The sequence below is a fragment of the Streptomyces sp. 5-10 genome, assembly GCF_014712245.1.
GTDB lineage: Bacteria > Actinomycetota > Actinomycetes > Streptomycetales > Streptomycetaceae > Streptomyces > Streptomyces violaceusniger.
Genome location: NZ_JACVYG010000004.1, coordinates 54,803 through 68,316, shown reverse-complemented (window position 1 = coordinate 68,316; position 13,514 = coordinate 54,803). Strand labels below are relative to the sequence as shown.

The 13,514-nt window shown below is 69.5% G+C and carries 11 protein-coding genes; 4 read left to right on the top strand and 7 right to left on the bottom strand.

Annotation, left to right across the window (positions count from 1 at the left end; translation table 11 throughout):
* Nucleotides 1–82 precede the first annotated feature (82 nt).
* On the bottom strand, nt 83–922 hold the full coding sequence (locus IEJ02_RS06485) for an SDR family oxidoreductase (RefSeq protein WP_191063836.1): 840 nt from the start codon (nt 920–922) through the stop codon (nt 83–85).
* 91 nt (nt 923–1,013) lie between these two features.
* Here IEJ02_RS06485 and IEJ02_RS06480 point away from each other — a divergent pair, with 91 nt between their 5' ends.
* Nucleotides 1,014–1,385 carry a winged helix-turn-helix transcriptional regulator gene (locus tag IEJ02_RS06480; protein WP_191063835.1) on the top strand — a complete coding sequence of 124 codons (372 nt, stop codon included), beginning with the start codon at nt 1,014–1,016 and terminating at the stop codon, nt 1,383–1,385.
* Nucleotides 1,386–1,586: 201 nt separating this feature from the next.
* On the opposite strand, the gene IEJ02_RS06475 is transcribed toward IEJ02_RS06480, so the two are convergent.
* Complete coding sequence (locus IEJ02_RS06475) at nt 1,587–2,321, bottom strand: GbsR/MarR family transcriptional regulator (protein WP_191063834.1); 735 nt, start codon at nt 2,319–2,321, stop codon at nt 1,587–1,589.
* A gap of 204 nt (nt 2,322–2,525) precedes the next feature.
* On the opposite strand from IEJ02_RS06475, the gene IEJ02_RS06470 reads away from it, so the two are divergent.
* The gene (locus IEJ02_RS06470) at nt 2,526–3,488 is read left to right on the top strand and encodes an ATP-binding cassette domain-containing protein (protein WP_191063833.1); all 963 of its coding nucleotides are present in this window, start codon (nt 2,526–2,528) and stop codon (nt 3,486–3,488) included.
* Nucleotides 3,485–4,276 (top strand): ABC transporter permease, encoded by a 792-nt coding sequence (locus IEJ02_RS06465; protein WP_191063832.1) that lies wholly within the window; start codon nt 3,485–3,487, stop codon nt 4,274–4,276. Before IEJ02_RS06470 ends, IEJ02_RS06465 begins: the two co-directional genes overlap by 4 nt.
* 149 nt (nt 4,277–4,425) lie before the next feature.
* Here IEJ02_RS06465 and IEJ02_RS06460 read toward each other — a convergent pair whose 3' ends face one another.
* A complete protein-coding gene (locus IEJ02_RS06460; protein WP_191063831.1) occupies nt 4,426–5,478 on the bottom strand; it encodes a fatty acid desaturase family protein in 1,053 nt (350 codons plus the stop codon).
* Between the two features lie 775 nt (nt 5,479–6,253).
* Between IEJ02_RS06460 and IEJ02_RS06455 the strand changes: the two genes are divergently transcribed.
* On the top strand, nt 6,254–6,754 hold the full coding sequence (locus IEJ02_RS06455; RefSeq protein WP_191063830.1) for a hypothetical protein: 501 nt from the start codon (nt 6,254–6,256) through the stop codon (nt 6,752–6,754).
* Nucleotides 6,755–7,092: 338 nt separating this feature from the next.
* On the opposite strand, the gene IEJ02_RS06450 is transcribed toward IEJ02_RS06455, so the two are convergent.
* The 4 genes from IEJ02_RS06450 to IEJ02_RS06435 are packed head-to-tail and all read right to left on the bottom strand — an operon-like array spanning nt 7,093 to nt 13,508.
* Nucleotides 7,093–10,230 carry an alpha-N-acetylglucosaminidase TIM-barrel domain-containing protein gene (locus tag IEJ02_RS06450; RefSeq protein ID WP_191063829.1) on the bottom strand — a complete coding sequence of 1,046 codons (3,138 nt, stop codon included), beginning with the start codon at nt 10,228–10,230 and terminating at the stop codon, nt 7,093–7,095.
* A gap of 10 nt (nt 10,231–10,240) precedes the next feature.
* Nucleotides 10,241–11,143, bottom strand: coding sequence for a beta-sandwich domain-containing protein (locus IEJ02_RS06445; RefSeq protein ID WP_191063828.1), 903 nt, complete (start codon nt 11,141–11,143; stop codon nt 10,241–10,243).
* On the bottom strand, nt 11,140–12,069 hold the full coding sequence (locus IEJ02_RS06440) for a hypothetical protein (RefSeq protein ID WP_191063827.1): 930 nt from the start codon (nt 12,067–12,069) through the stop codon (nt 11,140–11,142). Before IEJ02_RS06440 ends, IEJ02_RS06445 begins: the two co-directional genes overlap by 4 nt.
* Nucleotides 12,069–13,508, bottom strand: coding sequence for an alpha-L-fucosidase (locus IEJ02_RS06435; protein WP_191063826.1), 1,440 nt, complete (start codon nt 13,506–13,508; stop codon nt 12,069–12,071). Before IEJ02_RS06435 ends, IEJ02_RS06440 begins: the two co-directional genes overlap by 1 nt.
* Nucleotides 13,509–13,514 lie beyond the last annotated feature (6 nt).

Here is a 13,514-nt window from a genome sequence, read left to right as displayed (position 1 = left end):
AGCGTCGGCTCCGGGCCGGGTTCCTCGCTGTCAGCAGTGGATCGCCGAGCACGAAGAGCAGTTCTGGCGGCGCTGAGCGGTCTCAGCGGAACGCGGCGACGTTGCGGGCGGCCCAGTCGGCGAAGGGGCGCGGGGCGCGGCCGAGGACCCGCTGGACGTCCGGGCTGACGCGCAGCTCGGCCGGGCTCGGGGAACCGAGGATGTCCAGAGTGTCGTCGGCGAGCTCCGCCGGCATGTTCTGGGTCATGGCGGACTTGGCCTCGTCGCGGGTGAGTTCGTGGAACCTCACCGGCGAGCCCAGCGCGGCGGCGATGGCCTCCGTCTGCTGGCGCGGAGTGATCACCTCTGGGCCGGTCAGCTCGTACACGCCGCCGGTGTGCCGGTCTTCCAGCAGGCAGGCCGCCGCGACCGCGGCGATGTCCGCCGGGTCGATGATCGGCACCCCGACGTCGCCGAAGGGCGCGGCGACGACCCGTTGCGCGCGGACGGATTCGGCCCACCACAGGGCGTTGGAGGCGAAGCCGCCCGGCCGCAGGATGGCCCACTCCAGGCCGGACTCCCGCAGCATGTCCTCCAGCGCGCGCATGGCGATCCGCGTGGTGCCGAAGGGCCTGGTCACCACGCCCAGCGTGGAGAGCAGGACGACCCGGCGGACCCCGCTGGCCGCAGCTTCGCCGATGATGTCGGCAGGGCTGGCTCCAGTGGCGTGCAGGTCGCCGGACAGCAGCAGGAACAGCGCCTTCGCCCCGGTCAGCGCGGACTTGAGGCTGGCCGGCCTGGCCAGGTCGGCCACCACGTGGCGCCCGCCGTTCGGCACCGCCGCAGTGTGCCGTGACACCGCTGTCACCTGCTGGCCCGCCTCGACCAGCGCCTGCGTCAACGGCCGGCCGATATTCCCGGTAGCCCCGGTCACCACGATCATGATCAGCTCCTTGTCGGATGTCCTCTGTGGCCTTCACGCTAGGAGGGCGGCTAACTTTTGATAAGGACATACCTTGAGGTAAGTTCATGACATGATGGGAGGCGTGCAGCGCAGACAGGCCGAGGCGGGAGAGCGGTATGACGTGTTTCACACCGACTGCCCCGCGCGCGATGTGGTTGACCATGTGACCAGCAGGTGGGGCGTCTGGGTGCTGATCTCCTTGCGGAGCAATGACCTCCGGTTCTATGAGCTACGCGAGAGCATCCAGGGCATCAGCGAGAAGATGCTCGCCCAGACCCTGCGCGCGCTGGTCCAGGACGGCCTGGTCTGGCGGGAGGTCGAGCCGACGACGCCGCCCCAAGTCACCTACGGGCTGACCGAGTTCGGCCGGGACATCGGCGAGCCGCTGACGGAGCTGTTCGACCGGATCACACAGCGGCTGTCGCCGCGCAGCGCGGGATAGCCCGGAAGTGGTTGGTGCACATCCGCGACGCGATGGACGAACCGCTGAGCCAGATCTTCGCCCAGAGCCCATAGCGCCCTCTGGCCGCCCTGAACGCGCTGCATGACCTCCCGATGGAAGTTCACCACGGCAGTGACCCGTGCCCGGCGCAACGGCACGGTCGCCGGACATCAGCCCCGGGAATCACGCGGCGCCACCCGCTCAGTCGGTTTCGGATGTCTCTTGAGGGCGGGTGAAGTAGATCTTGTGCCAGTACTCGGCCGAGCGGACCAGGTCGTCTATGACATGGAGGAGGAACTGGCTCGAGTTCTCCAGCCGAGCGCCTGCGGGGGTGGTGGCGCCAAGTTTCTGGGCTCCGGTCGCGCAAGCCTCGGCGATCTGGGTTTGGTTGTGCGCGCTGGCCATGATGGATTGGAACACCACGTCGTCTTCGATGACGTAGCGTTCGGCGCGACTGTGGGGGTCGCGTTCGCGTTTGATGAGTGCCTGGTTTTCCAGGTAGCCGATTGCCTTGGAGATGGATGCGGGGCTAACGTGCAGGCGTCGCACGAGTTCGGCTGAGGTGAGGCTGCCGCTGTCGGTGGTGAAGAGCGCGGCGAGCACCTTGGCCATCATCTGCGGGAGTCCCGCCTGAATCATCAGTTCTATGCTCTGCGCGCCCACCTCGTCCACGAGCCGTGGATCGCGCCCGCCGAGGTCGGCCCTTCCCGGTGAGGCTGTCAGCGCAGTGGTCCTGCGCTGACGCGTGGGTCGTGTGCTGACTTGGTGGGCCGCCTCGGCGTGGTAGCCGCGCGGCCCGCCGTTGCGCATCACCTCGCGGGTGACGGTCGAGGTTGGCCGCCCGATGCGGCGGCCGATGGCGGCGTAGGTCAGTCCCTCGCGCAGCCCCGCGGCGATCTGCCGCCGGTCCTGGAGGGTGAGTCTGTCACCAGGCATCGGGCGTCCTCCGCTCTTGTCGTCAGCCAGCTTAATGCAACGCACCTCCGTTGCATTATCCGGCAAGCACCATGCAACGATTTTTATCTCACTGACCTGCGAATATATCATTGCCTCACGTGATTACGATTGACGAATTTGTGTATGCAACGTAATTTTCACTGAATCATGAAGGTCCGGAGCTCATCGACGGAAGCGAAACCCATGACTACCGACCTCGGTCACCCCGCCCTCGCGGCGACTGCCGTACGCAAGGCGTACGGCGACCACGTGGTGCTGGGCGGCATCGACCTCGACATCCCCACAGGGTCGGTCTTCGCGCTACTCGGCCCCAACGGCGCGGGCAAGACCACCCTGGTGCAGATCCTGTCCACGCTCATCCGCGCCGACGCCGGGGAAATGCGGGTCGCCGGCCACGACGTGGTCCGGGATCCGGACGCGGTCCGTGCCGCGATCGGCGTCACCGGCCAGTTCTCCGCGGTTGACGGCTTTCTCACCGGCGAGGAGAACCTGCTGCTGATGGCCGACTTGCACCACCTGCCCCGCCGGGAACGGCGGCAGTGCGCCACCGACCTGCTGGCGCGGTTCGACCTGGTGGACGCGGCCCGCAAGCCCGCGGTGACGTACTCCGGCGGGATGCGCCGCCGCCTGGACCTGGCGATGACGCTGGTCGGCCGACCCCGGGTGATCTTCCTCGACGAGCCGACCACCGGGCTGGACCCGCGCAGCAGGCGGACCATGTGGGAGATCATCCGCGGGCTGGTGGTCAACGAAGGCGTCACGATCTTCCTTACCACCCAGTACCTCGACGAGGCCGACCAACTCGCCGACCGGATCGCGGTGCTGCACCAGGGAAAGCTCGTCGCACAGGGCACGGCAGAGGAGCTCAAGCGGCAGGTCGGCGGCGGCCACATCACGCTGCGGTTCACCGACGCACGCGGCCACGACTACGCGGCCCGGAACCTGGACGTGGTGTCCCGCAACGATGAGGCACTCACCCTGCAAGTCTCCAGCCAGGGGGACGTGCGGTCGTTGCGCGCACTGCTGGACTGGCTCGACCGCGCCTCGCTCACCGTGGACGAACTCCAGGTCCACACCCCCGATCTCGACGACGTCTTCTTCGCGCTGACGGGCAACCCCGTCCTGGAACAGAAGCCCGCCAGATGAGCACCGCCACCCACGCCTTCACCGACTCGGCGACCATGCTGCGCCGCCAGTTGCGGCACATGCTGCGCTACCCGACGCTCACCCTCACCGCCGCCGGGGTCCCGGTGATCTTCCTGCTGCTGTTCGTCTACGTCCTCGGCGGCATCCTCGGCAGCGGCCTCGGCGGGCCTTCGGGCGGCCGGGACACCTACGTGAACTACGTCGTCCCCGGCGTCATCCTGATGACCGCGGCCACCGCGGCCCAGGGCACCGCGATCTCGGTGGCCATCGACATGACCGAGGGCATCGTCGCCCGGTTCCGCACCATGGCCATCGCCCGGGTCTCAGTGCTCACCGGTCACGTGCTGGGCAGCCTGGTCCAGACCCTGCTGAGCATGGCCATCGTCACCGGCGTCGCACTGCTGGTGGGCTTCGATCCCACCGCCGGCTTCGGTGAATGGCTCGGCGTGATCGGCGTGCTCGTGCTGATCATCTTCGCGCTCACCTGGCTGTCGGTCGCGCTGGCCATCATGGCCAAGAGCGTCGCGGCCGCGAGCAACATGCTGACGCCACTGATGATCCTGCCGATGATGGGCAGCGGATTCGTCCCCACCGACTCGATGCCCGCCGAGCTCAAATGGTTCGCCGACTACCAGCCGTTCACCCCGTTCATCGAGACCCTGCGCGGGCTGCTGATGGGCACCCCGATCGGCAACAACGCGATTCTTGCCATCGGCTGGTGCACCCTGATCACCCTGGGCGGCTACCTGTGGGCCAGGAAGCTCTACAACCGCGAACCGAGCCAGTGAGCGGCTTAGTCGCCGGTTTTGGACCATTGGCCGGGCGAGATGAATCCCCGCGGAGCCAGCGCCGTATCGACCCGCCTGTGGGCGACCGCTCACTCCTGCTCAGCGGCGGCCGGCCCCGTGGCCCCGTGGCCCCGTGGCCGACGGCGCTCTCATTCTGGCCGGGCGGCACCGCCGACCGTGTGCATGTGCCGCAGCCCTTGCCGGTACGAGTCGAGCAGCCCGGTCTCGGCATACGAGAGCCCGAGGTCGCGGCAGTGTTCCCGGACCAGAGGCTGTACGAGCCTGAGGTGGGGCCTGGGCATGTTCGGGAAGAGGTGGTGTTCGATCTGGTAGTTCAGCCCGCCGAGGAGCCAGTCCGTGACCGGCCCGCCCCTAACGTTCCGCGAGGTCAGGACCTGGCGGCGCAGATGGCCCCAGCGCTCGCCCGCAGGGTCGGGCATGTCCATGCCCTTATGGTTGGGCGCGAAGGCCATTCCCAGGTGGAGCCCGAAGAGCGCCTGGTGGAGCAGCGCGAACGCGAGGGCCTTCCCCACCGGCAGGCAGGTGAACAGCAGGGCACCGTAACCGGCCGCGTGCAGCGCCAGCAGCGCGCCCTCGACGGCCCGCTCGCGCACCGGCTGCCGCCGCAGGTCCTGGACACTGCTCACCTTCAGGGCGATGCCTTCCAGCAGCAGCATCGGGAAGAACAACCAGGCCTGGTGGCGGGTGACCCAGCGGGCGAATCCACGGCGCACAGCGGCCTGCTCCGCGGTCCACACGAGTGCGCCGGCGCCGACGTCCGGATCCTTCTCGATGTGGTTGGGGTTGGCGTGGTGCCGGTTGTGCTTGTCGTTCCACCACGCGTAGCTCATGCCCAGGAGCAGATTGCCGTGGAGGAGTCCGATGGCGCGGTTCGCCCGGCGGCCGACGGCGATCTGGGCATGCCCGGCGTCGTGGCCGACGTAGGCGGTACGGGCGGACAGGATGGCGAGCGGCGCGGCGAGCAGCAGCGTCCACCAGGTGTCCCCGGCGAGGACGAACCCCGTCACCACGGCGGCCAGGGCGAGGAGGTTCACGGTAATCATCCGCGCGTACCAGCCCTTACGACGCTCCAGCAGCCCCCGTCCCCTGACCTTCCGCAACAGGGGAGCGAACTCACTCCCCTGCCGCGCGGCGGCGCCGACAGGTGCGGTGGACACGGACAGCGCGGCGGTCTGAGACATGGAGGACTCCGGTCCTGAATCGGTCAGCAACGCTTTGACCTGCTTAAACGTACGGACCGGGGACCATACGGCGCCATGGCGTCAACACCCCGGCCATACGGGGGCCAGCACCAGGGCCCCGAAGGGGGCCAGCGACACCCCCAACCTCCAGACGATCACCGCAGGACTCTCGCACCCCACCCCCTTGGCAGAGCTCACATCCGGAAGGCACACCAGCCCGGTCGGCGATGTCCGCCCCGGGGGCGCCGTCACATGCAGGCGACCTTCGATTCCATGGCCGCCACCGATAGAGGGCGGCGGGCGCGCTCCAGGCGCTGGTAGCGGATCCAGGCGGCGACCCGGCCCGGCGGCCTGGCGGCGCGCGATGGCCGCCGCGATGCTCGTCGTGGGCAGGGTGCCGTTCAGCGCGGCCTCGGTGTATCGGTCACCGGACGGCTCCGCATGCGAGTGAGTGAATCGGCTGTGCGCTCAGGCTGCCCTTTCCATCCGCCCCTGCGTGTGCCGCCTCCGGGACCATCTCGTCGACCGGATCGGCATTGTGGCCGTTCGTGGCTGGTCGCCGCGGTTCCTCGCCGCCCGCGTCACGGCGCGCAGGGCTACGCGGGCATGATTCGCAGTGGGGTATCGAGTGTGACTCGCATTGGCCTTTCCCCCGCAGCATCCGATGCATGAGGATTATCCGCCAGGTATCCCTCCATCATTCACTCTGTGTGCCCCCGGATCGGCGGCGGTCCTCGCCCCGGTCTGGATACTCTCCCGATCTTTTGGAGGACACATGGCCCGAAGACGCGCCTTACTCGGCGCGGTCAGCCTGGTAGTGGCCGCCCTGCTCGGACTCGTCGCATCTCCCTCGGCGCACGCCACCGGAGCAGCAGCCGCTGCACAGAGCTCGTCCGCACAGATCCAGGGCGAACACCCGGAACTCAATGGCTACCGCATCAAGACGGTGAACAGCTCCGCCGTCTACCTGGTCCTCGACGGCAAGCGCCGCGGGATCCCCAATGAGGCCACGTACTTCAATCTGTTCCGCAGCTGGGACGGAATTCAGAACGTAATCGACATCGACAGTATCGACGACGGCGGCAACCTGTCGGACGGCGCCATGTTGGCCAAGTCCCCGTCCTCAGCCACCGTTTACCTTGTCAGCAACGGCATCAAGCGCGGGATCACCAGCGCGGCGGTGTTCGACAAGTACTCCTTCGACTGGGACAAGATCGTCACCGTGAGCGCGGTCGTGTTGGACGCTGTCCCCAACGGCCCCGTCATCTCTTCCTGACGCTGCTCGGGGCCGCTCTCACCGAACGGCAGCGGCCCCGATCCGCTCGAGAGGAGCTCGCCAACGCGGTGGCGGTGCGCATCCCGGATGCGCGCCCAGGCCCACCGGGCCGCCGCGTGGGGCAGGGTGGACCTGGGCATGTCCACCCTGTCCCGGCAGCACCCCGGCCGATGCACATCATCACCTCCGGTGGCGCCCAGATCAGCAGCACGCGCGGCTCGCGTCGGGAGGGCTACTTCTGGGTGGAGCAGGGGTCGCAGCAGGAGGGGGCCGTTTCGACGCAGACGGCGACGGTGTCGGTGTTGTTGGTGGTGTCGTCCTCGCGGTGCGGCCACCGCTCAGGTGACGGAGAAGCCTTGGAAGGCAGCGATCCCGCGGGTGCCCGTCCAGCCGTTGGCGGCCGTCATGAACACTCCGATGTCCTGGATGTCGGCGACACCGCCGGGGGTGGCCGTGCCGACCGTGGTCCAGGAGACGCCGTCACTGCTGCACTCGCCGGTATAGACGTTGCCGGAGCGGGTCAGCCGCAGATGCACCGGGGCGGTGAGGGATCCGGCCAGTTCGATGGAGTCGAATGCTCCGTTGCCGTCGGAGTCCCAGGACAGCGCACAGCCGTTGGACGGGGTGACCGCCAGATTGACGTACCCGGCCGTGCCGTCGCCGTCGCCGTTCGCGGAGAGGTCGTTGCGGACCATCAGCCCGGCGCGGGCCCAGCCGCCCGTGCTGTCCTGCGAGGTGACCTGGACCGTGGCCACCGAGGCGGAACCGAAGGCGGCTGCCCGGTGGATCGTGCCGAACTCGTTGGTGCCACCCCATAGATCGGCGCCCGCGCCCTCGATGGCGAGTCCGTCGCCCGACTGGCCGAAGACGGCGTCGTTGAAGGACGCGGTCCGGTAAGGCGGTTGTACACCGGTGCCCGACATCAGGCGGACCGCCGCCTCGGCCGAGCCCCGCGAGCCGCCGGTCCGGTAGGAGGCGCCCACCGGCACCCGGGAGACCAGCGCACCCGCGGCCGCCGTGAGGGTGACCCGGAAGGTCGCCGAGAACGTCTCGCCCGGGGCGACGGACGCCGCGGTGGTCGTGCCGACCGGCTCGGTGGCCATCCCCTCCGGCGCGTCGACCGACAGCCTCACATCCGTCGCCGGGCCGAATCCATTGCGGTTGGTGAGCGACACGGTGACCGTGACCGGGCGGCCCTCGGCCACCGCTCCCCGATCGGCGGACGCGGTCAGCGCCACCTGATGGGGATCCGCGGTCAGGGTGTCCCGCACCTGCCGGGCCAGCTTGTGGATGTCACCCGACGGCCGCACCGGGTAGCTGTCGTGCCGGTGCGCCCAGCGGTCCTCCAGCACGAACCAGTCGATCTGGGCCGGCTGCCGGTCGGCCTCGAGCGCCGCGGACAGCTCGTCGAAGTACGTCTTCCAGCGGAGGTGGTAGAGACCGCCGAGCAGCCCGGACCACTCCCGGTTGGCGTAGTCGTGCAGTCCCTCCTCGCTGCTGGCCCGGCCGCCCCAGGTGGTGATGATCGACCGTGCGTCGTACTCCAACTGGTCCTTCTCCTCCTGGGTGACGCCCCAGGAACGGGCATCGGCCAGCCACCGCCCGAGCAGGTGCTGGGCGCTGGTGGCCAGCACCTTGTCCATCAGCTTCATCCAGCTGAGCCAGGTCCTGGTGAGCCGGTCGAAGCAGCGGCGGTCCCCGGCCTCGTACGCGGCCTTGAGCTGGGGCAGCAGCATCCGGCTGCGGTTGGACAGCACCTGACGGGTCACGTCGGCCAGGTCGTACCGGTAGGCCGAGCTGTCGCGCAGCTCCGGCGCGACCTGGAGCAGTTCGGTGAGCGCCGCGTCGAAGGCCGTGGTGTCGTAGCGGTCGGTCTCCGGGCCCCAGGCGGCGGCCTTGTTGGCGCTCAGGCTCGGCCGGGCGCCGAACAGCCCGTCGGGCGCCTCGCTCCACGCGTCCGCGCGGCTCATGTTGTACGCGGTGTCACGGATCGCCTTCCAGGCGGCGACGGCGTGCGGGTCCTCGCCGCCGTACCGGGAGGTGGCATACGAGGCGAACCAGTCGTCGAGGCCGATGGTGCCGGGAGTCCAGGCCAGCTCGGTGAACAGGGCCATCGCCGCGGGGTTGTTGTCGGCGCCCTCCGGCATCATCGCGATCCCGGCGAGCGCGCTGCCCGACTTGTCCCGCCACTTCGGATACCACTCCACCCAGTCGGGCGCGTTGGCCCCGATCGGGGTGTGACCGCCGAAGTTCCAGATGGAGCCGAAGGCGTACGGGGTGCCGTCCCAGTCGCTCTCCCGGTCGGTGACGGTGGTGTAGCGGTCGGACAGGCCGTCGACGACGAGCATCCGACTCTTGTCGACCACGCGGAGGATCTCCCGGCTCGGATTGGTCTGCCAACCCAGGATCGCCCAGACCGCCCCGGGGTGTGCCTTCTGAAGTGCCGCCTCGACGGCCTTGGCCGCCTCGTCGACCGGCACGTCACCGGCGTTGCCGCCCTCGTGCAGCAGGTCCATCTTGTACATCGAGCTGTCGCCGTAGCGTTTCCGCTGGTGCCGGTAGAAGGTGGCGGCGACCTCGGCGAAGAGGTCCGTGCGCGGATCGAGCCAGTCGGGTCGCTTGAAGGCTCCCCAGGTGCCTTGGGCGACCAGCGACGCGCCGGGGTTCTTGGCCTGGAAGTCGTCCGGTACGGTGCCGAAGTAGCCGGGCAGCACAGGGGTCATGCCGAGTTCCCGCACCCGGCCCGCGATCTTCTTCGCCAGGGCGGCCCGCTGGTCGATGAGCTGCTTGGACACCGGACCGCCGAACCCCGACATGTTCTGCAGCAGCCACCAGGGCTGGTGGGAGGGGGCGGGGATCCAGGCCCGCAGCTCGGCGTCCGAATAGCCGAAGTCCCGGAAGGTGTCGTAGTAGACGGCGTCCGCGCCGATGTACACGAGCACCTCGTTGATGCCGTGCAGCGCGAGCACGTCGATCTCGCGCTCCCATGCCTTCCAGTCCCGGTAGGCGCCGGTGTAGCCCTCGTTGGTGTCGTTGTACGCGAACCGGTGGGCGACATGCGCCGCTCCCGTGATCTCCGCGCCGGGCGCGGGCAGCAGCCGGGGCAGGTTCAGCTGCTCGCCGTTCCAGGAGATGTCGGCCTTCGCGGCCTCGGCGAGGTACCGGTTGAACCCGGTGAGCAGTACGGCGGGGCTGGTGCCCTCCACCGTGATGCTCCCGGCCCGGCCGGTGACCCGGTAGTGGTCGCCGCCGCCGGCCGCCATCGCGCGCAGCGTGACCTGCTGGTGATGGCCGGGCACCAGCCGCCGCAGCGCGGCGGCGGCCGGTGCCGTGTCGAAGGGCCCGGCGCTCCCGCTCTCGGCGGCCGCCCGGGCGGCCTGCGCCTGCGCCTGCGCCTGCGCCAGCAGCAACGCGCCGCCCACGGCGGCCGCTCCGGTCAGCACTCGTCTGCGGCTGACGCCTTCCTTGCTGTTCATGAATGTCCTTTCAGACGAGTGTCATCGCGAAGATGTGCAGGGCGGGGACGCCCGATTGCAGGCCGTCGCCGACCTTGGGCAGCACGACGGCGCGCACCTCCTTGCCCTGCAGCCCGACGTCGAACACGTAGAGGCTGACCGGGGTGTCGTCCCGGCCGGTGGAGATGTGGCGGTACGGCACCACCACTGAGGCGGAGCTGTTGGCCCCGTACCAGTCCGGGACGGCGACGGAGAACGCCTGCCGCGTGCCGTCGGCGTAGACGACGGCTCCCTCGCCCTTGCCCACGCCCCAGGTGCTGGTACCGAGGAAGGCCAGCCGGGAGCCCGAGCCGGACAGCAGCACGGTCTGCCCGGAGGCGACGGCGTTGTCCTTGTTCCCCGGCTGGGTGTCCGGCCAGGTGAAGGCTGTCCCGTCGTACGTCACCACCGCCCCCGGCGTCAGCCCGACCGAGGCCAGCGCCTGCGCGGACAGGCTGGACCGCGACCCGTCGATGTCGGCGGCCGTGAGGGCGTCGTCGGAGGCGATGCCCGCGTTGTCGAAGGCACCGGCGAGCGACAGGTTCGGCAGCCGCACCGACGAGCCGGCGCGGGTGCAGTCGGCGCCGGTGCGGTGGACGTCGAAGACCGCGTGTGCGGTGAAGGAGACCACGCCCTCGGCGTCGTCCGCGAGCCGGGTCTTCCGGGTACGGGTCACGGTGGCGCCGGGCGCCACGTCCCCCAGGCCGGCCGGCTGCCCGCCGCCACCGTCCACGGACAGGTAGAGCACGGCGTTGCGCAGCGGGACGCGGGCGGTGTTGGTCAGGGTGGCGGTCAGGGTGACCGGCTCACCGGGCCGCGGCGCGGGCGGGGTCACCGTGAGGGAGACGGGTGGGGTGAGGAAGTCCTCGTCGGGCCGGTACACGTGGCCGCTCATGGCGCCTCCACCGAGAAGTGGTCGAAGACCGCCCGGACGGTGGTGCCCGGGTAGTTGGCATTGACGGCGCTGGCGACGAGTCCCGCGTCCCCGGCGCCACTCGCCGACGCAACGGTCGCGGTGCCGATCCGCTCCCACGCCAGCCCGTTGCCGGTGGCGTACGCGGTGCAGGTGGTGCCCGAGCGCACCAGGCGCAGCCAGGCGGGGTGGTAGGAGCCGCCGCCCCCGGCCCAGGTGTCCAGGCGTCCGTCCCCGTCGCTGTCCGTCATGAATTCGAGGCCGTACCGGGCGGACATGGTCAGCACCGCGTAGCCGCCCTCGCCGGGTGCGGTCAGGTCGTTGGCGACGGCCAGGCCCGACTTGGCGCTGGGGTTGTCGCTGCCGGTGAGGCCGACCGTCCTGACCTGCACCACGCAGGACTCGGCGGCCGCACCGGGGAGGTAGACGACTCCCTTCTCGTCGGTGCCGCCGGACAGGTCCCGGCCACCGGCCCAGATCACCAACTGGCCGGGGGCGTACTGGCCGAACTCGGCGTCGTCGGCGGTGGCGAAGGCGGTGTACGGCTCCCGCACCCCGTTGGGCTCGTAGGGGACGCTGACGGTCCTGGCGGCGCGGGCGCAGTCGGAGCTGTGGCCGTCGACGTCGAAGACGAGGTGCGCGGTGAACGACACGTCGCCCGCCACATCGGCGGGCATCGCGGTCTGCCAGCTGCGGCTGACCTTCGCGCCGCGCCGCAGGTCGCCGAGGGGGATGGTCTTGGTGGCCGTCGTCGCACCCGGGTCGATCAGGTAGAGGACGGCGTCGCGGAGCGGGAAGGGACAGTCGTTGGTGAGCCGCGCGGTGGCCGTCACCGTGTCGCCGCCGACCGGGTCCGCGGGCACTGTGGTCACGGTGAGCGTGGGTCCGAGGGAGTCGAGGCCGGTCATCAGGCGCGCCCCCGATCCCATTCGACCGTGAAGGTGTTGGCGATCGCGCTGGGCAGGCGGGCGGGGACGTCGATGAGGACCCTGCCGTCCTTACGGGTCCACTTCAGGGTTCCCTTGTGGCCGAGCAGAGCGATCCGCGAGGTGGCGCTGAGCGGGATGTCGGCGGGCACCGACAGGGCGCCGCTGGGTGCGCCCAGCACGATGATGTTGAACTTGCCGGGGGTAACCGTGTAGCGGATGCCGAGGGCGCTGCCCTCCTCCTCGGCCCGTACCCACGGCGTCGAGCCGTAGATCGCCGGGCCGTTGACGCCCAGCCAGGCGCCGATGTCACGCAGCCGCTCCCGCATGACGGCGGGGACGGTCCCGTCGGGCTTGGGGCCGATGTTCAGCAGCAGGTTGCCGTTCTTGCTGGTCACATCGGCGAGCAGATGGATCAGGAACTCGGAGGTCTTGTAGTCCTCGTCCAGCTCGTGCTTGTTGTAGCCCCAGGAGTAGCCCATGGTGATGCAGCACTCCCACTTCTGCGGGTCCATGGTGGGGTTGGTGCGCTGCTCGTAGGTGGCGAAGTCGAAGTGGGTGTCGAAGCGGTCATTGATCACGACGCCCTTGGGCCGCGTCCGGTTCTTGGCCTTGTTGTAGTAGGAGGCCATGGGCTCTTCGCTGCGCCACGGCGGCTCCCCCGTGGGCCGGAACCACTGCCCGTCTGCCCACAGCAGTTCCGGGTCGTACCGGTCGATGATCTCGTACAGCTGCTTCAGCTCGTAGTCGCCGACGTAGTCCCCGACCGGCTTGTAGCCGACCATCGGGATCTCCTCGTCGGTGTAGAAGTTCTTCATCGGGCGGCCGATGGCCGGGTTGAAGAACTCGCCGAGCGAGTAGTACAGGCCCGGCCGTACGGTGCCGCGCTTGCGGGCGGCGGTCATCAGCTCACCGACCAGGTCGCGCTTGGGGCCGTACTTCACCGAGTGCCGGTCGGTGACCTCGCTGGGGTAGAGGGCGAAGCCGTCGTGGTGCTTGCTGGTCAGCGCGAAGTACTGGGCGCCCGCCTGCTCGAAGAGCTTCACCCAGGAATCCGGGTCGAAGTTCTCGGCCTTGAACTGCGGGATGAAGTCGTCGTAGACGAAGTCCTGGCCGTAGGTGTCGCGGTGGTACTTCCACTCGGCGGTGTCCTTGAAGCTCTGGTACCACAGGTACCACTCACCCGCGTTGTGCCGTCCGGTGCCTCCGGGCACCGAGTAGACGCCCCAGTGGATGAAGATGCCGAACTTGGCATCCTTGTACCAGCGGGGGACGGGGTGGGTGTCCAGGGATGCCTTGGTGGGCTCGTAGTCGGGGCGCGCCCTGCCGCCGAGGGCTTGGGCGATCCCCGGTGGGCCGAGCAGCACGGCCCCGCCGAGGGCGGCCGCGGTGGTCAGGAGATTTCTGCGACTGATTGCCATGAAGGT

Excerpts from the sequence above, each read along its gene's own strand:
- IEJ02_RS06445 (WP_191063828.1), bottom strand. The coding sequence starts at position 11,143 with ATGAGCGGCCACGTGTACCGGCCCGACGAGGACTTCCTCACCCCACCC.
- IEJ02_RS06440 (WP_191063827.1), bottom strand. The coding sequence starts at position 12,069 with ATGACCGGCCTCGACTCCCTCGGACCCACGCTCACCGTGACCACAGTG.
- IEJ02_RS06450 (WP_191063829.1), bottom strand. The coding sequence starts at position 10,230 with ATGAACAGCAAGGAAGGCGTCAGCCGCAGACGAGTGCTGACCGGAGCG.
- IEJ02_RS06470 (WP_191063833.1), top strand. The coding sequence starts at position 2,526 with ATGACTACCGACCTCGGTCACCCCGCCCTCGCGGCGACTGCCGTACGC.
- IEJ02_RS06480 (WP_191063835.1), top strand. The coding sequence starts at position 1,014 with ATGATGGGAGGCGTGCAGCGCAGACAGGCCGAGGCGGGAGAGCGGTAT.
- IEJ02_RS06475 (WP_191063834.1), bottom strand. The coding sequence starts at position 2,321 with ATGCCTGGTGACAGACTCACCCTCCAGGACCGGCGGCAGATCGCCGCG.
- IEJ02_RS06485 (WP_191063836.1), bottom strand. The coding sequence starts at position 922 with ATGATCGTGGTGACCGGGGCTACCGGGAATATCGGCCGGCCGTTGACG.
- IEJ02_RS06460 (WP_191063831.1), bottom strand. The coding sequence starts at position 5,478 with ATGTCTCAGACCGCCGCGCTGTCCGTGTCCACCGCACCTGTCGGCGCC.
- IEJ02_RS06435 (WP_191063826.1), bottom strand. The coding sequence starts at position 13,508 with ATGGCAATCAGTCGCAGAAATCTCCTGACCACCGCGGCCGCCCTCGGC.
- IEJ02_RS06455 (WP_191063830.1), top strand. The coding sequence starts at position 6,254 with ATGGCCCGAAGACGCGCCTTACTCGGCGCGGTCAGCCTGGTAGTGGCC.
- IEJ02_RS06465 (WP_191063832.1), top strand. The coding sequence starts at position 3,485 with ATGAGCACCGCCACCCACGCCTTCACCGACTCGGCGACCATGCTGCGC.